The organism is Anabaena sp. PCC 7938 (genome assembly GCF_049315035.1).
GTDB lineage: Bacteria > Cyanobacteriota > Cyanobacteriia > Cyanobacteriales > Nostocaceae > Anabaena > Anabaena cylindrica.
The window spans coordinates 919,388-944,306 of the sequence record NZ_CP186034.1; the positions used below are offsets into that span (position 1 = coordinate 919,388).

At 38.6% G+C, this 24,919-nt stretch carries 24 protein-coding genes; 15 read left to right on the forward strand and 9 right to left on the reverse strand.

What is annotated here, in order from left to right:
- Nucleotides 1-12: 12 nt before the first annotated feature.
- The 3 genes from ACOWPH_RS04470 to ACOWPH_RS04480 form a co-directional block, all read right to left on the reverse strand.
- Entirely contained in the window at nt 13-1,275 is a 1,263-nt protein-coding gene (locus ACOWPH_RS04470; protein WP_042465912.1) for a bifunctional folylpolyglutamate synthase/dihydrofolate synthase, read from the reverse strand.
- 91 nt (nt 1,276-1,366) lie between these two features.
- Nucleotides 1,367-1,492, reverse strand: coding sequence for a photosystem II protein Y (locus tag ACOWPH_RS04475; protein WP_015214189.1), 126 nt, complete (start codon nt 1,490-1,492; stop codon nt 1,367-1,369).
- A gap of 193 nt (nt 1,493-1,685) precedes the next feature.
- On the reverse strand, nt 1,686-2,207 hold the full coding sequence (locus tag ACOWPH_RS04480) for a gamma carbonic anhydrase family protein (protein WP_015214190.1): 522 nt from the start codon (nt 2,205-2,207) through the stop codon (nt 1,686-1,688).
- A gap of 328 nt (nt 2,208-2,535) precedes the next feature.
- Between ACOWPH_RS04480 and ACOWPH_RS04485 the strand changes: the two genes are divergently transcribed.
- The 7 genes from ACOWPH_RS04485 to ACOWPH_RS04515 all read left to right on the forward strand — a co-directional run bounded on the left by ACOWPH_RS04485 (nt 2,536) and on the right by ACOWPH_RS04515 (nt 11,124).
- On the forward strand, nt 2,536-3,048 hold the full coding sequence (locus ACOWPH_RS04485; RefSeq protein ID WP_015214191.1) for a TIGR02652 family protein: 513 nt from the start codon (nt 2,536-2,538) through the stop codon (nt 3,046-3,048).
- Between the two features lie 196 nt (nt 3,049-3,244).
- A complete protein-coding gene (locus ACOWPH_RS04490; RefSeq protein WP_015214192.1) occupies nt 3,245-3,673 on the forward strand; it encodes a VOC family protein in 429 nt (142 codons plus the stop codon).
- 203 nt (nt 3,674-3,876) lie between these two features.
- The gene (locus tag ACOWPH_RS04495) at nt 3,877-6,678 is read left to right on the forward strand and encodes a M16 family metallopeptidase (protein WP_015214193.1); all 2,802 of its coding nucleotides are present in this window, start codon (nt 3,877-3,879) and stop codon (nt 6,676-6,678) included.
- Between the two features lie 184 nt (nt 6,679-6,862).
- Nucleotides 6,863-7,342, forward strand: a complete 480-nt coding sequence (locus ACOWPH_RS04500) for a cupredoxin domain-containing protein (protein WP_015214194.1) — start codon at nt 6,863-6,865, stop codon at nt 7,340-7,342.
- A 503-nt stretch (nt 7,343-7,845) separates the two neighbouring features.
- Nucleotides 7,846-8,673 carry a type I methionyl aminopeptidase gene (map, locus tag ACOWPH_RS04505; RefSeq protein ID WP_015214195.1) on the forward strand — a complete coding sequence of 276 codons (828 nt, stop codon included), beginning with the start codon at nt 7,846-7,848 and terminating at the stop codon, nt 8,671-8,673.
- Between the two features lie 355 nt (nt 8,674-9,028).
- Nucleotides 9,029-10,426, forward strand: a complete 1,398-nt coding sequence (locus tag ACOWPH_RS04510; protein WP_015214196.1) for an amidase — start codon at nt 9,029-9,031, stop codon at nt 10,424-10,426.
- The gene (locus ACOWPH_RS04515) at nt 10,426-11,124 is read left to right on the forward strand and encodes a Crp/Fnr family transcriptional regulator (RefSeq protein ID WP_015214197.1); all 699 of its coding nucleotides are present in this window, start codon (nt 10,426-10,428) and stop codon (nt 11,122-11,124) included. Before ACOWPH_RS04510 ends, ACOWPH_RS04515 begins: the two co-directional genes overlap by 1 nt.
- Nucleotides 11,125-11,324: 200 nt before the next feature.
- Here the strand turns inward: ACOWPH_RS04515 and ACOWPH_RS04520 are convergent, their stop codons facing one another.
- The 3 genes from ACOWPH_RS04520 to ACOWPH_RS04530 are packed head-to-tail and all read right to left on the reverse strand — an operon-like array spanning nt 11,325 to nt 12,972.
- Nucleotides 11,325-11,816 (reverse strand): hypothetical protein, encoded by a 492-nt coding sequence (locus ACOWPH_RS04520; RefSeq protein WP_015214198.1) that lies wholly within the window; start codon nt 11,814-11,816, stop codon nt 11,325-11,327.
- Nucleotides 11,817-11,837: 21 nt separating this feature from the next.
- Nucleotides 11,838-12,164, reverse strand: a complete 327-nt coding sequence (locus ACOWPH_RS04525) for a cupin domain-containing protein (protein ID WP_015214199.1) — start codon at nt 12,162-12,164, stop codon at nt 11,838-11,840.
- 31 nt (nt 12,165-12,195) lie between these two features.
- On the reverse strand, nt 12,196-12,972 hold the full coding sequence (locus tag ACOWPH_RS04530) for an SAM-dependent methyltransferase (RefSeq protein WP_015214200.1): 777 nt from the start codon (nt 12,970-12,972) through the stop codon (nt 12,196-12,198).
- A 272-nt stretch (nt 12,973-13,244) separates the two neighbouring features.
- Between ACOWPH_RS04530 and ACOWPH_RS04535 the strand changes: the two genes are divergently transcribed.
- From ACOWPH_RS04535 to ACOWPH_RS04545, 3 genes are all read left to right on the forward strand, one after another.
- Nucleotides 13,245-14,012, forward strand: coding sequence for a hypothetical protein (locus tag ACOWPH_RS04535; RefSeq protein WP_015214201.1), 768 nt, complete (start codon nt 13,245-13,247; stop codon nt 14,010-14,012).
- A gap of 315 nt (nt 14,013-14,327) precedes the next feature.
- Nucleotides 14,328-15,557, forward strand: a complete 1,230-nt coding sequence (locus ACOWPH_RS04540; protein WP_015214202.1) for a family 10 glycosylhydrolase — start codon at nt 14,328-14,330, stop codon at nt 15,555-15,557.
- Between the two features lie 119 nt (nt 15,558-15,676).
- A complete protein-coding gene (locus ACOWPH_RS04545; RefSeq protein WP_015214203.1) occupies nt 15,677-16,432 on the forward strand; it encodes a Uma2 family endonuclease in 756 nt (251 codons plus the stop codon).
- Nucleotides 16,433-16,462: 30 nt separating this feature from the next.
- On the opposite strand, the gene ACOWPH_RS04550 is transcribed toward ACOWPH_RS04545, so the two are convergent.
- The 3 genes from ACOWPH_RS04550 to ilvC all read right to left on the reverse strand — a co-directional run bounded on the left by ACOWPH_RS04550 (nt 16,463) and on the right by ilvC (nt 18,369).
- Nucleotides 16,463-16,870 (reverse strand): type II toxin-antitoxin system VapC family toxin, encoded by a 408-nt coding sequence (locus ACOWPH_RS04550; protein ID WP_015214204.1) that lies wholly within the window; start codon nt 16,868-16,870, stop codon nt 16,463-16,465.
- A 2-nt stretch (nt 16,871-16,872) separates the two neighbouring features.
- Entirely contained in the window at nt 16,873-17,088 is a 216-nt protein-coding gene (locus ACOWPH_RS04555) for a hypothetical protein (RefSeq protein WP_015214205.1), read from the reverse strand.
- Nucleotides 17,089-17,373: 285 nt separating this feature from the next.
- On the reverse strand, nt 17,374-18,369 hold the full coding sequence (ilvC, locus tag ACOWPH_RS04560; RefSeq protein ID WP_015214206.1) for a ketol-acid reductoisomerase: 996 nt from the start codon (nt 18,367-18,369) through the stop codon (nt 17,374-17,376).
- 334 nt (nt 18,370-18,703) lie between these two features.
- Between ilvC and ACOWPH_RS04565 the strand changes: the two genes are divergently transcribed.
- The 5 genes from ACOWPH_RS04565 to ACOWPH_RS04585 all read left to right on the forward strand — a co-directional run bounded on the left by ACOWPH_RS04565 (nt 18,704) and on the right by ACOWPH_RS04585 (nt 24,891).
- Nucleotides 18,704-20,062 (forward strand): NAD(P)/FAD-dependent oxidoreductase, encoded by a 1,359-nt coding sequence (locus ACOWPH_RS04565; RefSeq protein WP_015214207.1) that lies wholly within the window; start codon nt 18,704-18,706, stop codon nt 20,060-20,062.
- Between the two features lie 174 nt (nt 20,063-20,236).
- Complete coding sequence (locus ACOWPH_RS04570; RefSeq protein WP_015214208.1) at nt 20,237-20,770, forward strand: REP-associated tyrosine transposase; 534 nt, start codon at nt 20,237-20,239, stop codon at nt 20,768-20,770.
- An 85-nt stretch (nt 20,771-20,855) separates the two neighbouring features.
- Nucleotides 20,856-22,064 (forward strand): pentapeptide repeat-containing protein, encoded by a 1,209-nt coding sequence (locus ACOWPH_RS04575; protein ID WP_422665681.1) that lies wholly within the window; start codon nt 20,856-20,858, stop codon nt 22,062-22,064.
- A 143-nt stretch (nt 22,065-22,207) separates the two neighbouring features.
- Complete coding sequence (locus ACOWPH_RS04580) at nt 22,208-22,975, forward strand: Uma2 family endonuclease (protein ID WP_015214210.1); 768 nt, start codon at nt 22,208-22,210, stop codon at nt 22,973-22,975.
- A gap of 602 nt (nt 22,976-23,577) precedes the next feature.
- Nucleotides 23,578-24,891, forward strand: coding sequence for an FAD-binding oxidoreductase (locus ACOWPH_RS04585; RefSeq protein ID WP_042464831.1), 1,314 nt, complete (start codon nt 23,578-23,580; stop codon nt 24,889-24,891).
- Nucleotides 24,892-24,919: the final 28 nt, after the last annotated feature.

The window sequence follows — 24,919 nt, forward strand, 5'->3', positions numbered from 1 at the left end:
CGTAATTCGTAATTATGAATTACCTAGAAAATGACCGATGAGATAGAGGGAACCGCATAGAACTACTAAGTTATCTGTAGAGGTAAAAGCAGCATCTAGCGCCGAGAATACATCTGGATAGGTGCTGCAATAACTTAATTCTGGGCAAATTTCATGAGCTAAATTTGTTAAGTTGTCAAGATTTGCTGAATTACTATCTGGGACTGGCACTAAATATAATTTATCTCCTCTTTTGAGTAGTTCTTGGAAAATATCAGCATGATCTTTAGTCGCTAACATTCCCATAACCCAGGTTATGTTTTTGACATCAAAAGTATCTACATAATTGCGTAAAACCTCTGCTGCGGCTGGGTTATGTGCGCCATCAATTAATAGTTGATAATTTTGATGATCGTTTTTCCAGGTTATCCATTGCATTCGGCCTGGCCATTTAGTTTTTCCCATTCCGTTGACTATGGCTGTTTCCGAAATTTGCCACCCTTTTTGTTGCAAAATTTCCAAAGCGGCTAAAGCCAAAGCTGAATTAGTTAATTGAATTTGTCCTTTTAGGGGTAAGGGATATTTTATTAGTTCTGGAGTTTGAATTTTTTGATATTCTGCCCAATCTGTAGCTAGGGGAAATCCAGGTTGAGGCGTGATTACAGGGCATTGTAACTCTATGGCGAGCGTTCGCACCACTTTTTCAGCATCTGGTGGCAATGGAGCAACCACTACAGGACATCCAGGTTTAATGATACCTGCTTTTTCTCTGGCAATATCAGCAACAGTGGGGCCTAATTGCTGCCAGTGTTCCCTACTGATAGAAGTAATTATTGTCACCAAAGGCTGAGAACAGACGTTAGTTGCATCCAAACGCCCTCCTAGTCCCACTTCTATCACAGCTATATCAACTTTTTGTCGTGCAAAATATAACCAAGCGGCTGCGGTAATTACTTCAAAATGAGTTGGTGATTCTTCTTCAGAGTCAATAGCAGCTTTGACTTCTAGAATTAATTGACAAAAATCATCTGTATCAATTGGCTGTTCATTTATACAAATGCGTTCAGTCCAATCTACTAAATGGGGTGAAGTGTAGCGTCCTGTCCGATAACCAGCTTCAGTAAGTACAGAGGAAAGATAGGCACAAACAGAACCTTTACCATTAGTGCCAGCAATATGAATTATAGGGACTTGGTGATGAGGATTACCGAGATTGTCTAATAACTTGACAATGCGCGAAAGTCCCAGATTGACACCAAAGTGTTGAAAGGGTTGGAGTAAGAAATCTATATTCACGGGGACTGGGGATTGGGAATTGGGGACTGGGAACTGGGAGATGAGCAAAGAACTATCACCCATTAACCATTACCCCTTACCCATTACCTAATTATGCTTCTTTGTTCAAGAAGTTTTGTACTTGTCTTAAAGCTGCTGCACCGATGTTAAACACTGCCCAACCAGCAGCAATAGCGATTGGTGCTAAAACGATTACTACACGCATATCCATGTCCATATCTAGAATCCTTCTGTTAAGTAGAAATTAAAGTTTTATCAACAGCTCTCAATTTTTATTTTTAGCCGAAGTGGGGTATTTTTCCAAGCTTAATTGTAAAGAATCATTAAGTTGCTGAGTACCGAGTACCGAGTACAGAGTCCTGAGTAAGAATTTTCTCTCCCTGCTCTCTGCTCCCTGCCTTCTCTCTCACCTATCTAAAACCAATATCTGTGCCTTTACCGGCGTGTACTAGGGCTAATTTGTGGTATTTTTCGGCGTGTTCGATGAGGTCTGCGGCTTCGGTTTCTGTGAGTTGACGCGCTACTTTAGCTGGAATGCCTACTACTAGAGAAAAGGGAGGTATATCTTTGGTGACTACTGCACCAGCACCAATGATGCTACCTGTACCAACTCTGACTCCACCTAAAATTATTGCACCAATGCCAATTAAGCTCCCACGTTCAATGTGGGCAGAATGTACCACAGCACGATGTCCTACGGTAACATGATCTTCTAAGATTGTCGGACAACCAGGATCACCATGTAGGATGGCTCCATCCTGAATGTTTGTGCATTCGCCAATTTCAATGCGTTCTACATCCCCCCTAACCACTGCTCCATACCAAATGCTTACCCCTGCTGCGATGTTGACTGAGCCGACAACAACGGCGTTGGTTGCGATAAAGGCAGCTTGAGAAAAATCGGGAGATGTCCAGTAGGAAACAGTAGACACGATAGAATATTGATATGGTACCCAGGAAGACTGGAAAAACTCCAACCTTTGAGGCTGGTTGCACAACCAGGATATCACAGCCGTTTGCTTTGTACGCGAAGGAAGGCACTAGTAGTATGGCGCTGAAATCAAAAGTTAAAAATCAAAAAGCTCATATCCTTGACTGAGAGTTTTAGCTTTGTTTCTGCGGCGTTCTACTACTGAGAAATGCTCTGGTTGCAACCCTTTTGGTGTGCAGTGACGAGCAAGTAACTCAAAGTGGTGAACCAAGCTGTAAAATCAAACCCACTGGTGCTGGTGAAGACAAAATTATGATTGTATGCACTTCATGATGAATCCAGGCTTGCAGTACCCGATATTTGGCCCTGAAATACAGTGTCCTCACTGTCGCCAGTCTATTCCCGCGCTGACGCTAACTGATACCTATCTGTGTACGCGTCATGGTGCGTTCGAAGCGAATCCAAAAACAGGCGAGTTGGTTCATCTCCAATCTGGTCGTCATTGGCGTAGGTGGGATGGTGAATGGTATCGACAACACACTCATCCTGATGGGATTCGCTTTGAAATTCACGAAGCGTTAGATAAGCTATATACTCAAGGATATAGAGCTACAAGGGTGATTATTGCCCAACGCTATCAGGAGCTAATGAGTGGATATTTGGAACGCAGTAGTCCTTGGCGTTCTGGACAACCAGAAGCTACTCCGGCTCGTTTGTATGGCTTACCAGTAGAGTTTGGCCCCGATCCTGCTAAGGAACCTTGCTGGGAAGTGATTAATTTTGATTTAGATAAGGAGCCTGGTGTGCCTGTGCGTTATCCTTATTTTAGACTGTTTGAGTAGGGCGTATCGAGCGTGGAGTACCGAGTACTGAGTACCAAGTACCGAGTGTGAAGTTCTGAATGATAATAATTAGTAGTTAGTTACTCTTAGTCATAGGTCTTCATGTACTTGTTTACGAGGAGTATTACTTGGTTCAGAACTCTAATAAAGTAATTTCTATTACTCGTTACTCGTTACTCAGCACTCATTACTGATTATGCATCATGCTTCTATTCGGACTGCGAATATTCATTTAGCGATCGCTTTTTATGAGCAGTTAGGATTTACAGTTGGCGATCGCTTCACTACAGGTTATACTCTAGCTTGTTGGCTGGAAGGATTGGATAGCCGTATTGAATTAATCCAAATTCCCCAGCCTAAACCAGCCCCTGATGCTTTTGCAGATGAGCATTATGTGGGCTATTATCATCTTTCCTTTGATCTAACTGAGATTGCACCAGATTTACACAGTTGGTTGGAAAGTTTAAAATTACGAATAGCTATGGTAAGTGAGTTGCAACCCCTGCAAATCCTGTTAGAACCAACTCAACAGCAAATAGGCGATCGCATTTTAGAAGTCGCTTTCATCGCTGATGCTGATGGCTTACCTTTAGAGTTTATTCGGTTTTTGGACAAACTTGGTTAGTCTGGTAATGGGTAACTGGTAATGGATAACAGGTAATGGGAATATTTTTCCTTACTCCTGATAGCGCAGCTTGTCCTATGACTCCTATGTCGTCACGCAAGCTATCGCCATAATCTTTGTTCTGAAAATTTTCCAGAAAGATTAAACGAAAGATGTATAGGTAAAAAGAATGTAGTCTTATTTACTTATGGCTAAATAAATATATGTTTGTGATTTCTGGATTTTATCGTTATCGTATTCCCTTAATACTGTTCATTTTATCGCTAATTGCCACATTTTCTTTGAAACATACTGTTTCAGATAGCCAAAAATTAGTGAGTGCCACCTGGGAACATTCTCAGCAAATATTCGTAGACACAAAAACAAATAATCTGACATTGACAAAAAATGTCATGCAGACTGTGCTAGAAAATGGTTTAACGGTATTGACTAAAGAAGTACATAATGCACCAGTTGTAACTGTGCAGATGTGGTATAAAGTTGGCTCAGTTAATGATGCACCGGGAATGAATGGTATTGCTCACCAGTTAGAGCATATGATGTTTAAAGGCACAAAAACCCGTCCTCTGCAATTTGGACAGTTGTTTAGCGCTTTGGGTAGTGATTCCAATGCTTTTACCAGTTACGAACAAACTGCATATTACAATACAGCCGAAAGTGATAAACTCCAAGCGCTGCTAGAACTGGAAGCAGACAGGATGCAAAATTTGCTTATTGATAACCAGCAACTAATTAGTGAAAAGCGGGTAGTAATTTCTGAGTTGCAAGGTTATGAAAATAGTCCAAAATACCGTCTCAAGCGTGCTGTCATGAAGTCGGTGTTTCCTAATCATGCTTATGGTTTAGCTACGGGTGGGACTAAAGCTGATGTAGAAAAATTAACGGTTGAGCAACTGCGAGAATACTATCAGCAATTTTATAATCCTGATACTGCTATACTGGTAATAGTCGGAGATTTCCCAACTGCACCAACCCTAGAAGTAGTAAAAAGTATTTTTGGCAAAATTCCCCAAAGTCAAAAATCTCCCCAAATCACCAAATCTCCGACTCCCCAAATTTCTGCCTCTCCAATTTGGTTAAAAGAACCAGGTGTTGAGAAGCTTTTACAAGTAATTTATCCACTTCCAGATTTAAATCACCCAGATGTGCCAGTTTTAGGGGTAATGGATTATGTTTTAACATCGGGAAAAAATTCTTATTTATATGAAGTTTTAGTTAAATCAGGTTTAGCTATTGATGTTTCGGCTCATGTTGCTAGTTTGCGGCAGTCGGGATGGTATGATTTGGTAGTGACTGCGGCACCAAATCAGGATTTACAAAAAATTAATGCGATTTTAAAGAGTTCGCTAGAGAAACTGGTAAAAACTGGCGTAACATCAGAGCAGGTTGAACGGGCAAAAACTCAATTAGTAGCTTCTGTGATTTTGAATGGTCGTGATATCAATAGCCAAGCTATGCAGTTTGCTAATGATCAGCTAGTTGGTGGTGATTATTGCTATACAGAACGGTATTTAGAAAATGTCCGCCAGGTAAAGCCGAATGATATTATATCTGTAATCAATAAATATCTCAAACCAGAAGCGCAGGTAGTTGGTTTTTTTGAACCGAGCCAAAAAGATGTGAATAGGGATACTCAATCATCCTCAACAGCAACTTCAGAAAATTTTTCTGCGGGGGTTTCTGTAGCTGCATCTGAGGTGATGAAATATCTACCAAGTACGATCGCTGTTACTAATAATTCAAACCGAAATTTACCACAAAAGGTGACATTGACCAATGGTTTGCGGGTGTTACTCTTACCTGATCAAAGTAGTCCAACAGTGAGTTTGAGTGGTTATATCAAAGCTGGTAAGGAATTTGATGCAGATGATAAAGCGGGATTAGCTTCTTTGGTGGCAGATAATTTGATGAATGGGACTACAACCAAGGATACACTGACTATTGCTAAAACTTTAGAGGTACGGGGTGCGAGTTTGAATTTTACAGCGCAGCGTGAGGGTGTGCGGATTCAGGGTAAGAGTTTAAGGGAAGATTTGCCTGTTTTGCTGGAGACGATGACGGATGTTGTCAAAAATAGTACTTTTCCTGTCAACGAGTTAGAGCTAAGTCGTCAACAAGCTTTAAATGGTTTAAATGCAGATTTGAATGATGCTGACGAGGTTGCTAATAGGAAATTAATTCAATCTATTTATCCGTATAATCATCCTTTGCATAATTTTCCGACACAAGAAAGTATACAAAATATTAATAGAGGTGATGTGATTGCTTTTAAGCAAAAACATTATCGTCCAGATACTACAGTATTAACATTGGTGGGTGATTTTGATTTTGAGAAAGTGCGATCGCTTTTAGAAACTCAAATGGGTGATTGGCAAGTTAAAGGAAAACCACCAATATTAAAATATCCTACAGTAGTGATGACAGATAAGGGGGTAAATCTTAATTCTGTTCTGCCTGGTAAATCCCAAGCTGTGACTTATATGGGTTATACAGGTATTAAACGCCAAGATCCTCGCTTTTATCAAGCTTTAGTGTTAAACCAAATTTTGGGAGGGGATACATTATCTAGTAGACTGGGAGCAGAAGTGCGCGATCGCTTGGGTTTAACTTACGGGATTTATAGCAACTTCCAAGCGGGAAGGAACATTGGTACGTTTTTGATTGAAATGCAAACCAGTCCAGAATATACTTATAAAGCGATCGCAAGAACCCGTCAACTATTAAAACAACTGCATCAGCAAGGTGTAACCAAACTAGAAGTAGAAACTGCCCAACGCACCCTGATTAGTAACTATAATATTTCCCTAGCAAAACCAGAGGAATTAACAGATAGAATTTTGATGAATGAGGTTTATGGACTAGATGAGATAGAATTGCGTTCTTTTGTCCAAAAAATCCAGAAAGTCAATCTTACTGAAGTTAATCAAGCAGCGCGTGAGTTACTCAATCCTGATAACATTGTCGTTGTCACAGCTGGCCCGGCAATAATGGCAAAATATAGATAATGTTCATTTGAATACTTGTCATATCTGTTTGAACTGGTAATGGGTAATTGGGAAAAGCAATTATCAAATAAACTAGTTTTATTACAACTAATTTCCGAACTTGATATGATTGGGGACTGGTGATAAGAAATATGCTCAGATAATGGATAATGGTAATAGGTGTTACTGATAGACAAGGTGAGAAATGAGTAGTTTACTGACAAAAATTTCCAAACATCTATATCCAGTCTTTTGTTTATTGACATTCCTAGTTTGTCTTAGCTTCATAGGTGTAACTCCAGCAAGAGCAGCAAATTTATCTGGTGATATACTCAAACAACCAGCTACAGAAATTAGAGTCAGTTTGGGTAATGCCGCTGGTGAACTCAAGTTTGAGCCAAATCATCTAGAATTACAGGCTGGTAACCGCTACAACCTCTACTTGAATAATCCTAGCCCTGAGAAGCATTATTTTACGAGTAAAGACTTTGCTGATGCGATTTGGACACAAAAAGTCGAAGCTGGTAATGTAGAAATTAAAGGTGCTATCCACGAATTAGAACTAAAACCTGATGCAAAAGCAGAATGGGTATTTGTTCCTCTCAAACCGGGAAAATATGGTTTACGCTGTACCATTGCTGGACACACCGAAGCAGGGATGATTGGAGAAATTGTGGTTAATTAATAACTGTCTAAATCAGGATTTTCTAGGATTTACAAATCCTGTTTATCCTGTAAATATTGATTCTGAATTGAGCAGACAAACAGCCTTTCTGAAAAAATTTATTACAGGAATGCTTTTTGAGTATACAGGTATAATACCAGAAAAAATGTATAGGTCAATATCAATTGCTGAAAAAACCTAAATTCGTCAAATTATTGATATTGTTGTCAATAATATTGAGAATACAGGTAAGTTATTGCCAAAAAACTCATACTGCACAATTTTCATAAAATCCATATTTAAAAAACTTATTGGTTTGGAGTAATCCAACTGTGTGATATCCAACTCACTAGGAATGAAAACAATATCTGTTGATTAACCTTTAACTTCTTCTCAATCCTCAATCACGCCTACTTATCCAGAGACGCAAAATAAGTTAAGTTAGGTATAGATATTTTTCTCAACTAAGCTAGACAACTAATTAACACTTAGGTAGTCAAGCACCAGCAATTATTAATTTTCCCATGAACATTTTCAGTAACTTGCTTTCTCAACCAACCCTGCCAAAACCCGAAAAAAAACAACGCCGAGGTATTGAAATTAAATCGCCGCGTGAAGTTGAAATTATGCGGCAATCAGCTAAAATTGTGGCAACTGTACTCAAAGAAATTTCTGAGCTAGTCCAGCCAGGAATGACTACGGCTGATTTGGATGCTCATGCGGAAAAACGCATCCGGGAAATGGGTGCAACTCCTAGTTTTAAAGGTTATCACGGCTTTCCGGCTTCAATTTGCTCTAGTATTAACAATGAGGTTGTGCATGGCATTCCCAGTCATAAAAAAGTGATTCGCACTGGAGATGTATTAAAAGTAGATACAGGTGCTTATTACCAGGGGTTTCACGGGGATTCCTGTATTACAATTGCTGTAGGTGAAGTGACTCCAGCCGCTGCTAAACTAATTCTCGTCGCGGAAGAAGCTTTATTTAAAGGTATTGAACAGGTAAAAGCTGGTGTACATCTAACTGAAATTGCAGGTGCTATTGAAGACCATGTAAAAGCTAATGGCTTTTGTGTAGTGGAAGAGTTTACTGGACATGGTGTAGGTCGAAATTTACATGAAGAACCTGCGGTATTTAATTACAGAACTCGTGATATTCCTAATGTGAAATTGCGATCAGGGATGACTTTGGCTATTGAACCAATTTTGAATGCTGGTTCTAGATTTACCCGGATTTTATCTGATAGATGGACGGCTGTAACTGTTGATAATGCGCTATCTGCTCAATTTGAGCATACGGTGTTAGTTACAGATAGTGGTTATGAGATTTTGACAGATAGATCACTGGTTTAATGTTGGCAATTTGAATTAATGGAAAATGCGATACCTATGATTAGTGTAGCGATCGCATTTTTATTTTATTTTCAATAAATATTGGATCAAGTTTGTGTCTCTAGATACAAGCATCTCTAAATGATAACTTGCTAAAAAGTAGAAGTACGATTAAAATTTTAATGTTTATAATTTTGGGCGTTGCTGATTAAGAGTATGATTTTGTTTCACGCAGAGGCGCAGAGTCGCAGAGAGTAAGAGTTTGAAATCATTGATTTTTCAATTTCATACTTCAGTTCAGCAATGCCTAATTTTGAAATAGCCAGAATGTATAAATTTTGATAGATGTATGAAAATTACAGTTTAAAAAACAACAATGAATGAAATTGATTTAGCGTTTACACCGGCTTTAGATTTAGCGCAATTAATCCGTCATCGGGAAGTTTCACCCCTGGAGTTGGTAGAAATATATTTAGAACGGATTTCTCGCTTAAATCCCCAATTGGGAAGTTATTTTACGGTAACGGCAGATTTAGCTATTGCTGATGCTAAAGCGAAAACAGAATTACTCACAACCACCTCAGAACTACCGCCATTTTTCGGTGTACCGATTTCTATTAAAGACCTCAATGCTGTAGTTGGTGTTCCCTGTAGTTACGGAAATCCGGCTTTAAAGAATAAGATCGCTAACCACGATGATGGCGTAGTGATCAAAATTAAACAAGCTGGGTTTACGATTCTTGGTAAAACTGCAACCTCAGAATTAGGTTCTTTTCCTTACAGTGAACCTACGGGATTTCCCGCAGCTAGAAACCCTTGGAATTTGGAGTATACCCCTGGTGGTTCTAGTGGTGGTGCAGCTTCTTCAGTCGCAGCGGGATTAAGTGCGATCGCACAAGGTTCTGATGGTGGTGGTTCAATTCGTGGCCCTGCGGCTTGTTGTGGTGTAGTAGGCATCAAACCAGCACGGGGAAGAGTGACACAAGCACCTGTAGGCGATCGCTTGGGAGGAATAGCCGTAAATGGCCCTATAGCCCGCACAGTAGCCGATGCAGCCGCTATGCTAGATGTAATATCTGGCTATTTTATCGGTGATCCTTATTGGTTGCCAGATCCAGAACCCTCATTTCTCGCTGCAACTCAAACAAAAACCAGTACTTTAAAAATTGCTTTTAGTGCCAGTCTTCGTCCCTTTGGAGAAGCTGATGATAACTGTAAACAAGGGGTTTTGAAAACAGTTCAATTACTAGAACAATTTGGACATCAAATAGAAGAAAAATGTCCAGATTTCAGCGGTTTAGTACAACCATTTCAAATAGTCTGGCAATCTGGAATAGCGGCTTCAGGAATTCCCGCAGAAGCTTTACAACCCGTAAATCGTTGGTTATTAGCTAGAAGCGGTTCTGTGGGTGAATATTTACAATCACTTGCCGTCATGCAAGTAGTTTCACGGCAAATAGTCGCGTTTTTTGATACTGTAGATATATTGGTTTTACCAGTTTATCTGCACTCACCGATTCGTGTAGGTGAATGGGCAAATTTGAACCCAGAACAGACATTTGAAAATATTGTTAACTGGGTTGCACCTTGTCCTGTAGCCAATGCCACTGGATTACCTGCGATCGCAATTCCTGTCGGTTTTGATAGCAATAACTTACCCATAAGTGTACAATTAATCGGTAAACCTGCCGCTGAATCTACTCTAATTAGTCTCGCAGCGCAATTAGAAACAGCTAACCCTTGGATTCAGTATCGTCCCGTATTTGCCCTATAATGCCAGCTTCCTTAGCACAAATTGCCCAAATTAAAGTACTTGCAGACTTAGAAATAGCAGATAGAATCAGTCTGCAACCTTATACCTTGGTGCAAAGTTATGGAAAAAGCGAGATAATTTTTCATGAAGGCGATTCTTTACCCACTAAATTATATGCTGTTGCCAGTGGAGTAATTAAAGTTAGCAAAACAGCAACCACAGGTAAAGAAACAATACTTCGCAACTTAGGAACTGGGGAAATTTTCGCCGCACCAGCATTATTAGGTAATGGCATTTCTCCAGCCACTGTAACCGCTGAAACTGATTGTGAAATTCTCACCGTCGAACGAAATGCTTTATTAACAGCAATTCAACAAAAGCCTGATATTGCTTTGCGAATGTTAGTCGTTTTCAATAATCGCATTCAGCAATTACATGAAACAGTTCACGGCTTAGTTTCCGAAAGGGCAATTATTCGACTAGCCAGATTAATTCAATATTTTGCAACTACATCAGGAACCCAAACAACACCAAAAGGTGAAAAATTAAAAGAAAAATTATCTTATTATCGCATGGCGCGGAGTATTGGCATCACCTATGAAGAATGTGTGCGATTAATCAAAAGTATCAACTCCATAATATCCTATCATCGAGGTGGAGAAATTACAATAATTGATATTCACAAATTAGACGATATTGCAGATGGAAACATCGAGTAAAATGGGCATTAATAGCCCTTTCAAAGTAGTTAAAAATGTTAGAAAAAATCCCTCTTTCACCTCATACCTCTGCGTTCTCTGCGCCTCTGCGGTTAGATAAATGACTTTTCAACCACAGAGATACAAATCGCGTAGAGAGGAAAAAAAAGATTTTTCGAGTCACCTTAAAAGGGCTGGGTGGACATTTTCCACCACAACAATCAACACACCTTCGCAAGTTTTTCTTGTTCACGGGCATCAACAACTAAAACCAAACAAAGCGCAGCAACAGCTTTTTCCCATTCCTTACGTACTTCAACATCTTCCACACCATCAAATAAACCAACCAAATGAGGAACAGCCTGTTCTAAAGCAGCGTGTGGAACTGGACGATGTAACTCAACAAGGTGATTGATACTTTCTTGATTATGGAGAAAGTTAATTACCCATTTTGTCGTATGATCTGGGCTATCAGGAACACGCTTAACTCCTAACTCATTTTTTAGCCAATTATAAAAAGGCGGTAAATTTTCAGCTAATACCTGTCCTGCGGTGGGTAAAGTTTCTCTAAGCAAGTTAACATCTAAACTGTCTAATTCTTGTTTTAATTCCGGTGAATTTAGCACCGCATTTAACGGTGTCGAAAGTATTACTTCTATTTCCGGTTCAGAAAAAGCTAAATTTTGGGTGAAGGTTGAAATTAGTGATGACATTTTGCGAATCTCCAAAAATAATTAATTAATATCTGCTGCTTTTTCAGAAAGTGTCAGCAGAAATGATAGATTAGATGCAGCCTGTAAAGCATGAGGTGCATTAGCAGGCATAAAAACAAAAACTCCGGGTTCTAATTTAATTTCTTCCCCTGATAAAGTTAGTAACCCTCTACCTTCCAAAACATTGACAGTAGCATTGCGTGTAGAGGTATGTTCAGAAATTTCAGTGTTAGCCGCTAAACAAAAGAGGGTATATTGACAAGCTGTATCTTTGACTAACACCTTGCTTAAAACTCCCGAACTGGGATATTCAATCTGTTCTTGTAATTGGGTAACAGTAGTAATCATAAAAAGTCCAAACTTCCAAAGTGTCTAAATATTATTCAGCAACAGCACAGAGAATTATGTAGCCTAGTTCTTGCTGATATTTCTGGAAAACATGGCGCATTTCTAAAACCCGTTTTCTGATATTTGGCTTCGTTAAAATATTCCAAAAAATCTGCATAGTTTTGAAAATGCCTTCATCTTGCAACATTTGCCACAAATTCAGTAAACTCATAGCACCGATTTCATGTTTCCGTACTTGTAACCCTGCTTGAGTAAAAACCTGAATCCAGTTAGTTGTTGAAAGAGGTGTAGAATTAACTTTAATTACCTGCGCTAATTCTGCATGAATTTCTGCTTCTTTGTCATTAGCTAATAATTCATGGGAGAGAAATTTACCTCCCGGTTTTAGTTTGTTGTGAATTTCTGTTAACAGCTTGGCTTTCCCCGGTGGGGACTGCATTGTTAGAATTGCTTCCGCGAAAACGTAATTAAACTTTCCTGGTATTTTATCCAGGTGGAAAATATCACCTTCAATAATTTCAATTTCATTTTCTAAGCCAGCAGCACGGATATTAGCACGCGCACTAGCTACACTTTCGGGGTTTTTTTCTATTCCTACTACCTTTACATGGTAGCGTTGAACCAGAGAAATAGCACTATAACCAAAGCTAGAAGCTAATTCTAAAACTGTCTCACCTGGCTGAAAATTAGCCCATTGGCATAATTTTTCTGTGGCTATACGTCCACCGGGACGCAGATATTTTTTACCTGCTGCTGCTAAAACTTGGTGTCCTGAAGCAGTTGAGAAATTAAGGATAGTCTTGGTCATTTGTCTGACCTCTGAAGTTGTTCTATCCCCAATCTGCCAGAATTTTATCATACTGTCTTTGAGCTACCTCAAAGAAGGGACTTACAAATAAAAAATCTTCAATTTTTAGGGTGTATTAGGGCTAAAGTCTGTAACGCACTATCAACTTAAAGAATAATGGTGGGTTACGCTGAGGGAAAATTAATTTTTTACAAATCATTTAGGACTGGTATAGATAGGAGAATAAAGGGAATACTCTACTTATAGGTTATGTATTCTATACACAAGCACTGATGAAAGTTGTAGAGGAAACCCACACTAGATTAGTTATCAAACACCGACCTGTTACCAACTGGTTATTAGGAGGCTTATTTTTTATAGGTGGTTTGAGTTTTTGGATTTATTTGATATTTTTCGATTTTACTTCCCTCCGTCTTTCCTGTACTCGTTCCGCACCTCCAGAAATTAACTGCGAATTGGAACGGTTTACTTTGCTGGGAAGTAGGAAAATAATCAAGCTATTTGATCCTCAACAAGCATACGTCAAGACAATACTTGGTAGCAAGGGAAGTAAAAGCTATCAAACTATTGTTGTGAGTAGGTTTGGAGAATTTTCTCTACTACCTAATATTAGTTATCAAGACAATGAGGAGTTTATTTTTAAACTTAATAGTTTTATCAACTCTGGGGAAAGTTTTTTTATAGTCACACAAAATCGACGTATATATCTCTTTTATATAAGTTTATTTGCTTTGCTAATCACAGGAATCGGTGGTTTTTTAGCAACATCATCTTTAAGCATCTGCACTTTTTATAAAAGTATCAATAAGGTTTTCATAGAACGTAAAGGCTTGCGTGGTAATACAACTACTGAATATCCGCTAGAAGAGATTATCCGGTTTTATATTCAAGATAAGCAAGTTAAATATTCTAGGATTTATCAGGCTGTGATTGTTTTCAAAGATGGTAAAGAAATTCCGATTAATCCACAATATACAGATCAACGAAGTGTTCAATATGTAGTTATGAGAATACGCCAATTTCTGAATGTTGATTTCTGAGTTGATAGAGAGGAAAGAAAAAAATATAAACCTGATTTGGAAAATATGGTGGTAGATAATATATAGCCTTTCCCACTCTAGTTAGATACAAAATTACCCCTCCCCAACCTTCCCCTTACCAAGGGGAGGGTGCGCGACAGCGCAGGTGGGGTGTATTTCATGAGCTTGGAAATTGCTATAAATTGGTTGCTTTTTATGTAAAGTTGAGTGAAGATTTTGCAACCATTAACCGTAAAGTACAAAATCCAAGTTGTATCTTATTCTCATAGATTCAAAATTGTCTATAGATTAAGATTCTCAGGTAATAATCATATTATGTCGAAAAATAAACAAGAACCAAGTGGCTGTGGATGTGCCAATATTCCCATTTCTGTGATAGTAATTTTTTTGGGAGGTTGTTATTGGTTATTTACTCAAAGAAACAATATAGATGTGAGTAAATTTGTTTCTCAAGGGCAACAAATTACGACTTCTATCTTCAATTCTACACCAACCATTACAGCAACTTCGACACCAATTATTGCACCAATACCTAAAGCAAATTCTACAAAAATTCCTTCTCCTGCTGTACCAAGCATTGCTAAAATTACTCCTAATAATCAACCAACTCCTATTAAAACAACCATCCCCAAAACAACACCATTACCTGCAAACTCTTGGGAGAAAAAAGCAATTAGAGGCATTTATTTAAGTCGCTACCAAATTACTAATAATGCTGATGAAAAAACAATTCGTGAAAGAGTGCGTAACTATCGCTCTCAAGGATTTAATACGATTATTCATGGTGTTTGGGGTAATGGTTGTACGATGTACAACAGTAAGGTGATGCAGCAAAATCTTGGTTATAAAAGTTGTCCAAATCTGTTTCAAGATCAATGGTTAGATTGGTTAATTGATGAAGCACATAAACAAGGAATGCAAGTTCACGCTTATTTTGAGAAAGGTATCAAAATAGATAAAAATAGCCCTATTTTTGATTTAGCAATTGAGAAAAAATGGGTTGTTCCTGGTGTAGATAAAACCTATCCTGCTATAGAACATTATGTGTTAGATGTAGAAATTCCTGAAGTTGCGAATTTCTTTAAAAATATCTTAGTAGAATTTGTGCAGCGGTATCCAAAAATTGATGCTGTACAATGGGATGATTATTTAGGTTATCATGCGGAATTGCCAGGGAAAGTAGATCGTACTGCTAAGTTAACTACTTTTGTGCAGCAAATGATTACGGGCATGAAAAAAGCTAATTCGTCTGTTAGTTTTGATATTTGTCATCATAACCCTTATTGGGCTAAACGATATTTTGCGGCTGATTGGGAAAAATGGAATGTGGATAGAGTCTTTATTCAGGTTTATAACGATGCTAATTTCCAAGAAGAATTAAATTATGTCAAAAATTATCATGGTATTGCTATTAGTGAGCCACAATTTCATCGTTTACAAGCATTATTAGATAACCCAGAAGTTAAGAGTGTTTTAGTTTTTCCTGCGTCTGGAAAACCAGAGGAAACGGCTGCTAAATTAAACGGTTTGATCAAAAAACAGTAAATCAATATGTTTAACTCCATCTTTGTAAGCAAATATTTGGTCAGGTAAGAATTTATTGATGGCAATTTTGATAAAATACTAATAATTATTCTCTATTCCCTGTCACCTACGCCATAGTTATGTATCAAACAGACCCGCCGCGTTCTGCCAAGGAATTCCTCCCGACAATGTATGATTTACCTAGTGAAAACCCAGAGGAACCCGGTTTGCCAGATGAATTTCACCTTTTGCAACCTCAGTTATTACGGGAAACTTTTTGTCCGCCTAACTTCCCCGAAAATCAGGTATTTATCGCCACAGACTTAAATCTTTACTACGATGTCCATCATCCATTATGGTATAAACGTCCTGACTGGTTCGCTGTCGTTGATGTACCAAGGTTGTATGCACAAAAAGAACTGCGTCTGAGTTATGTGGTTTGGCAAGAAGGCGTTAATCCCTTTGTGGTGGTAGAATTCATTTCACCAGGAACTGAAAAAGAAGATTTAGGGAAAACGTTACGAGATGCTAGTCAACCTCCAACTAAGTGGGAAGTCTACGAACGAGTTTTAAGAGTACCTTATTATATAGTTTTTGATCGCTACAATGACCAGTTAAGAGCATTTCAATTACAGGGAAGTAGTTATTCTGAATTGGAAATAAATCAATTTCGTGTGTGGCTAAATGATATTGAATTAGGTTTAGGACTGTGGCCAGGTGTCTATGAAGGCATTGAACGACAATGGTTACGCTGGTATGATGCTTCGGGTAATTGGGTTCTTACACCGGAAGAACGGGAAAGAAAACAAGTAGAGCGAGAAAGAAGACGCGCAGAAAGATTAGCAGCACAATTACGCACTCTTGGCATTGAACCTGATTTTGGTGATGATGAATAGAAGCAACGAGCCAGGAAAGATAATTGCAATTCAAGAAACGGAACGCCAATTCTCAATTTGCAAATTGGGTACTCTTTGAAATTCTCTCACATTAGATGTAACGACAATGTGATTATGAGTTATTGCTGTTGCTGCGATAAGTACATCATAAGCACCTATAGGCGAGCCTGATATTTTCAAAATACTTCTGATTTCGGCAGATTGCTCCGCTTCTTTGGAGCCAAAAGTTAAAATTGTAATTGAATTTAAGAATGTTTCAATTAACGGTTGGATTTTAACGGCGCGTTGTGGATTAATTGCTAATCCATATTTCAATTCCATAACTGTTAAAGATGAAATGAAAATATCCACAGGAGAGATAGATTTTAATTTCTTGAGGGTGCTTTCTTCTCCCTTAACAAAATCACTAACTACACAAGTATCAAGTAGATATCCCATGATTAAAATTCTACTTCCTTTGGTAGTAATAGCTCGTCTCGATATGACTCAAAAATGATACTTTCTTCTGTCCCTTGATATTGCAGAATTATTTCTGGCCAAGTGGTGGGTTTTGTAGCTAAGAAAGTCACAAATACTGGACTTTCACTAATTCCATCTGGTGTTTCAGCCAGTTCAATTTTACCGTTTTTATAAATTCCTTCAATGGTTGTTAACATATAATATTCCCTCCATACAAAATTTGACTAATTTCTTCAAGTAGTGCAAAATTCTTGTTTTTCCTAGTTTCCGTTTTCGACCTTAATTTGATTATACAGATATAAAAAACCAAATACAAGAACCGAAAAAACTTCTACATAATTATTGAAGATGTGATTTTGTCAGTTTAAAAAATACAATAAGGTAGGCATTCCCTGTTATAGATACAATATTTTAATTTTTGCAAAAATCAAATTTGAGAGACACGAAATTTCCGTCTCTCAAATCCAAAATCCAAAATTGGACTACGCTTTCTTTAACCAGCTAAACATGGCACGCAAATCTCTACCAACTTCCTCAATGGGATGTTCTGCTTCTTGACGACGCATAGCTGTGAAACCTGGTTTACCTGCTTGGTTTTCTAATACGAATTCCCGCGCAAATTGTCCAGATTGAATTTCGCTCAAGATTTTCTTCATTTCTGCTTTGGTGTCAGCAGTAACGACTCTTGGCCCACGGGTATAATCGCCATACTCAGCGGTATTAGAAATACTATCGCGCATGGTGGCTAAACCACCTTCTACAACTAAGTCAACGATTAATTTGACTTCGTGCAGACATTCAAAATATGCTAGTTCTGGTTGATAACCTGCTTCAACTAGGGTTTCAAAACCGGCTTTGATTAAAGCGCTTAAACCGCCACACAATACTGCTTGTTCACCAAACAAATCGGTTTCGGTTTCTTCGCGGAATGTGGTTTCTAGGATACCGGCGCGTGTACCACCAATACCTCTAGCATAAGCCATTGCGCGATCGCGTGCTTTGCCTGTAGCATCTTGATATACTGCAAATAAAGCGGGTACACCTTGTCCTTGTTCGTAAGTCCGACGCACTAAGTGTCCTGGCCCTTTAGGCGCAACCATGACTACATCAACATCAGCAGGGGGAACAACTTGTGCAAAGTGAATATTAAAGCCATGTGCAAAGGCTAAAACATTTCCTGCTTCTAAATTTGGTTCAATCTCGTTTTTGTAAATTGTTTTCTGCACTTCATCAGGTAATAAAATCATGATGAAATCGGCAGCTTTAGCAGCATCAGCCACATTTTTTACAGTCAAACCAGCAGCTTCAGCTTTTGCTGTTGACTTACTACCGGGATATAATCCTACAATTACATTTACACCACTATCTTTTAAATTAAGGGCGTGGGCATGACCTTGTGAACCATAACCAATAATAGCAATCGTTTTTCCAGCCAAAAGGTCTAAATTGGCATCTTCATCATAGTACATCCGCGCCATAGAAGCATCTCCTGTCCGCAAGCATAGTTATAAAATAGGCAGACTTTTGATTTTACCCCAAATTGTGTTACCAAAATAAATACTCCCGGCGAGAATCTTGTCCAAGAGATATAATACGTATATTTTATGACATCTTACTCTAAGTGAGCTTGTATTAATTCAACTTATCTTTAGGTACAGTAATAATTATAAAAAACCACTTTTATGTGGAAATCATGAATACTTTTATTTTTTTTTAATAAGTTCAAGATAAACAGAAAAAAATGTGACAAATTTGTTACATTTTTGTTAAAAATAGTTACAGCACCTGTTTTAACGCAAGGAAACATTTCTTATGGTTGATGCACATGAAAATAACCCACCACATGAGGTAGTTATCGTTGGTGGTGGTTTTGGTGGACTTTATGCCGCCAAATCACTGAAAAAAGCAAATGTCAACGTGACGCTGATTGATAAACGCAATTTTCATCTATTTCAACCACTTCTGTATCAAGTCGCTACAGGTGCTTTGTCTCCCGCAGATATTTCTTCACCGTTACGTTCTGTTCTCAGCAAGAGTAAAAATACAAAAGTGCTGTTGGGTGAAGTTGATGATATTAATCCTGATGCAAAACAGGTAATTGTTAGTGGTGAAGCAGTACGCTATGATACTTTAATTGTGGCTACAGGTGCGAAGCATTCTTATTTTGGGAAAGATGACTGGGAAGAATTTGCACCCGGTTTGAAAACGGTGGAAGATGCTATTGCAATGCGTCACAGGATTTTTATGGCGTTTGAAGCCGCAGAAAAGGAAAGTGATCCGGTACAGCGTCAGGCCTGGTTGACTTTTGTGATTGTAGGTGGTGGCCCAACCGGTGTAGAATTAGCTGGTGCGATCGCAGAATTGGCAACCAAAACTCTGAAAGAAGATTTCCGCAACATTGACACTTCAGAAGCGCGAATCCTTCTTTTAGAAGGTATGGATCGCATTCTCCCACCTTTTGCCCCAGAATTATCCCAAGAAGCGGAAACTTCCTTAACACAATTAGGTGTAAATGTCCAGACAAAAACCCTGGTGACAAATATTGCTGATGATATTGTGACTATCAAACAAGGTGAAGATGTTAAAGAGATAGCTGCAAAAACAGTATTATGGGCTGCGGGTGTGAAAGCCTCGGCTATGGGGAAAGTTTTGACAGAACGAACTGGGGCGGAGAGCGATCGCGCCGGGCGTGTTATCGTTGAACCAGACCTGAGTATTAAAGGACATCCCAACATCTTCGTAGTTGGTGACTTAGCGAATTTTGCCCATCAAAATAATAAACCCTTACCTGGTGTTGCACCAGTCGCCATGCAAGAAGGCGAATATGTAGCTAAACTAATTCAGAAACGCCTTAAAGGTGAAACATTACCACAATTTAACTATGTGGATAGAGGAAGTTTAGCAATGATTGGGCAACACGCCGCAGTTGTTGACTTAGGTTTCATCAAACTTAAAGGTTTCTTCGCGTGGTTTTTCTGGTTATTCGTTCATATCTACTTCCTGATTGAATTTGATAACAAATTAGTAGTCATGATTCAATGGATTTGGAATTATTTTACCCGCAATCGTGGCGCGAGATTGATTACAGGAAAAGAAAATATTTCATCTGTCGCAATTGACAGTAATGGAAATTATCAACCTGTCAAAACTAGACAACCCCTAAGTGTTTAGTTATCCCTCGTTCCCAGTCGGAGACTGGGAATGCCATCAAGAGGCTCTGCCTCTCAAAAACTCGAAATCAATTCATGTATCTCATATTTACTAATTATCGTTGATGATACGATGTATAACGTCTGCCTCCCATATTAAAATCAAAACACCACATCTACCAAACCAAATCATCTAATGGGACGCAGCCGCTATCATGTATTAGGAACTCAACCACATTTCATAACCAGCACAATAGTCAATTGGATGCCATTATTTGGACAAACTGAACTTGTGCAAATTATCATAGATTCCCTCAAATTTCTGCAACGACAGCAGCGTATGACATTGTATGGTTACGTCATCATGGAAAATCATCTTCATCTTATCGCTGCGGCTACAAATTTATCTAAAGAAATAGGTAATTTTAAATCATTTACAGCTCGTTCTATTATTGATTTACTTCATAAAAATAAAGCTGAATATATACTTGGTCAACTGGAGTTTTATAAAATAAAACATAAGATCAAACAAGAGTATCAACTGTGGCAAGAAGGTTTTCATCCCCAAGCGATTTTAGATGAGGAAATGTTGAGGCAAAAATTAGAGTATATGCACAATAATCCGGTGCGACGTGGTTATGTTGATGATCCGGCTCATTGGCGTTATTCTAGTTATCGGAATTATATGGGATTACCGAGTTTATTAGAAGTGGATTTGATTGATTTGTGAGATATTGAGGCAGAGCCTCATCATAGCATTCCCAGTCGGAGACTGGGAACGAGAAATTGTGTATTTAGGGAATAAAATTAATACTATGTCTAACGATGATATAAACATTCAAAACAATCGAATCATATTTTGGGCTTTATTTATTGGGTTTATATTTATTGCAATTGTCATTTATGTAATATCCATTATTTTAACTACTGGGGAATGGACACAGTTATTAGAAAAAAAATATGAATATGTGATTAAAGTCTTAACAACTGCTGGATTAATTTTTGGTGGCATTGTAGGACTTATCAATATTTTCTTTGCAGCCAAGCGAGCGTATGCTATGGAAGAAAGTGCTAAAGCTGCTAATGAAAGTGCTAAAGCTGCCAATAAAAATGCTGAAATTGCACTTAAAAACTTAAAAATAGCAGAAGATAAGCAAATTACAGAACGTTTTTCTAAAGCTATAGAACAGCTTGCAAGCGAAAAAATTGAAGTTCGTTTAGGAGGGATTTATACATTAGAAAGAATTGCTAAAGATTCAGAAAAAGACCATCGGACAGTAATGGAAGTTCTTACAGCTTTTATACGTGAGAATGCACCTGTTAAAAAAGAAGATCAGTTACAGGATCAAGAAGACATAGAAAAATTACCAAAACTTTGTCTTGATATTCAAGAATGCCTTACTGTAATTGGACGACGCGAACACAAAGATCCAGAAAATAAGAGACTTGATTTAAGTAATATTAATATCAGCAAAGCTAACCTTACAGAGGCTAACTTCAAAAGAGCCATACTTGCAGAAGCCAACCTCAAAAGAGCCATCCTTATAGGAGCTAACTTTGAAGGAGCCATCTTCACAAGAGCCGATCTCGCAGAAGCCAACTTCACAAGAGCAATTCTCACAGAAGCCATCCTCATAGGAGCTAACTTTGAAGAAGCCATACTTGCAGGAGCCGACCTCACAAAAGCAAAAGCCAACTTCACAGGAGCCAACTTCACAGGAGCAATCCTCTCAGAAGCCATCCTCACTGGAGCCAACTTTGAAAAAGCTTACCTAATAAGAGCCGACCTCACAGGAGCCAACCTCACAGGAACTAACCTTACAAGAGCCGACCTCACAGAAGCCGACCTCACAGGAGCAAACCTTACAAGAGCTTACCTTATAAAAGCCATCCTCGAAGAAGCCATCCTCGAAGAAGTCATCCTCAGAGGAGCCATCCTCAGAGGAGCCATCCTTACAAGAGCTATCCTCAGAGGAGCCAATCTCAAAGGAGCTACAATGCCTGATGGGTCAATTCACGATTAGGAAGATTTGATTCTTGTAAATTTTCAATAAACAAATCTTCCTCCCCACAAAACCGAATATTCAAGACAGTTGCTACCATTTTCTAAACCGAATCATATTACTACATAATAGAAATAGAAATTATATCTTTAGGATTGTCAAGAATGTATCAAACAGATCCGCCACTTTCCCCTAAAGAAACATTACCGACAATGTATGATCTTCCTAGCGAAGACCCGGAGGAACCTGGTTTGCCAGATCAATTTCATTTATTGCAACCACAATTATTAGCAGAAACATTCCGTCCGCCTAACTATCCTAGCGACCAAATATTTACAGTCAGTGATATGAATCTTTATTATGATTCTCGTCACCCACTTTGGTATAAACGCCCTGATTGGTTTGCCGTTTTAGGTGTTCCCTCTCTTTATGACAACAGAGATTTGCGGTTAAGTTATGTAGTTTGGCAAGAAGCAGTTAATCCTTATATTGTAGTTGAATTACTCTCACCAGGAACAGAAAAAGAAGATTTAGGTCAAACATTGCGAGATGTAGAAAAACCTCCTGGTAAATGGGAAGTTTACGAACAAATTTTAAGAGTACCCTATTACGCCATCTTTGACCGTTATCAATCTGAATTTAGAATGTTTCAGTTAACCGGCGCTCGTTATGCTGAAGTAAATTTATCAGATTTCCGTTTTTGGATTCCCGAAATAGAATTAGGTTTAGGAGTCTGGCAAGGCAGTTATAAAAATGTAAATATGCCTTGGTTACGTTGGTATGATAAAGATGGTAATTGGGTGTTAACTCCAGCAGAACAAGAAAGGCTAAAGGCAGAAGAAGAAAGACAAAAATTAGAACAAGAAAGACAAAAAACAGAAAGATTAATAGCCCAACTGCGATCGCTTGGTGTAGAACCAGATTTAGATTAGATGCACCCCTCCCATCCTCTCGTTCCCAGTCTCTGACTGGGAATGCAATTTAGAGGCTCTGCCTCCACCTAAATACCAATATAAATCAAAATCTTCGTAGAGAATCATCTTCATCTTATCGCTGATGCTGCAAACTTATCTAAAGAAAGATGAACCATCTCATTGCCGTTATTCTAGTTAGAGTTCTCCAATTAAAAAAATATCCCAAAATTTCTTGTGGTGCGGGCCGAAAAGCCCGCTAATAATACAAGGACGGGCAAGATGCCCATCCCACAAGATTGGATCATCTTTTTTGTGGAGTTCTCTTATCGAAATTATATGGAATTACCCAGTTTATTGCAGATTGAGTTGATTTGTGAGGGATGAGGCGGAGCCTCTATGATAGCATTCCTAGTCAGAGACTAGGAACGAGGAAATGAGAAATGAGAAAAGTCAGCTTGTGCATTTTGAGTCAAAATATAGCGGTATGCATTTGAATGCAATACATCATAGCCCCCTCATCGCTTGCGGGGAGGGGGTTGGGGGTGGGGTTCTTGTATCTCACTCAACCGAGAACCGCTATAACCATTACATTAATAAGTAAGGATATAAAAAATAAACTGATGAATGCGATGTCTAACGAAAAGACACAAAGTGTCTACGCATCTACCCTAGCATCTATTATCAACACAGAAAACGCTGTCTTACCTTGGGAAAATCTCGAACCCATTCAGCAACAACGCATCCAGCAAGCGATAGACTCTAAAAGCCATCCCAGTTGTATCGTTTATCCCCACACCCAAGCAGAATTAGCCGCTGTCATAGCCACTGCTAACCGTAATAAATGGCGTGTTCTTCCCTGTGGTAGTGCGAGTAAAATCAACTGGGGTGGTTTGGCTAAAAATATTGATATTGTCGTTAGTACGAAACACATAAACCAACTTATAGAACACGCTGTTGGTGATTTAACTGTCACCGTCGAAGCAGGGATGAAATTTGCCCATCTTCAGGAAATTTTAGCAAAATCTCGCCAAACCTTAGCCCTAGACCCTGCCACACCCACATCAGCTACCATTGGCGGTATCGTCGCAACTGCTGATACAGGTTCTCTGCGTCAACGTTATGGAGGTGTGCGTGACCAACTCTTAGGTATAACTTTTATCCGTGCAGATGGACAAATTGCCAAAGCTGGGGGAAGGGTAGTAAAAAATGTTGCCGGTTACGACTTGATGAAATTGTTCACCGGTGCTTACGGTACTTTAGGAATTATCAGCCAAGTCACTTTTCGAGTTTATCCACTACCGGAAACATCGGCAACAGTGATATTAACTGGTAAAGCTGAAGCTATATCCCAAGCTGCGACAATTCTGCAAGGTTCTGAGTTAACACCAACTCAAGCAGACTTACTATCAAATAAGTTAGTTTCTAATTTAGGTTTAGGTACAGGATTAGGGTTAATTACCCGTTTTCAAAGTATTAGCGAAAGTGTGAAAGAACAGTCAAATCGACTTTTAGCAATCGGGCAAAAATTGGGTTTAGATGGATCAATTTATTCAACAGAAAATGAAGCTGATCTATGGCAACGATTACCAGAACAAATCCATGCTGATGTTACAAATTCTCTAATTAGTTGCAAAATAGGAATATTACCAACTAAAGCAGTTGAGGTTGTTAATCAAATAGAAATAGGTTTGATTCACCTTAGTAGTGGTTTGGGTTTGGTAAGGTTGGAAAGTCAAAATCAAGTTTTGTCATTGCGTCAGTTATGTCAATCTAATTATGGCTTTTCAAGTGTTTTAGCTGCACCTGTGGCAATAAAAGAAAGGTTAGATGTGTGGGGTTACACTGGGAATGCTTTACAATTGATGCGAGGTATTAAGGAACAGTTTGATGGTAATTATATTTTAAGTCCTGGTAGGTTTGTTGGTGGGATTTAAGATTTAAGAGAATGAACCACGAAGACGC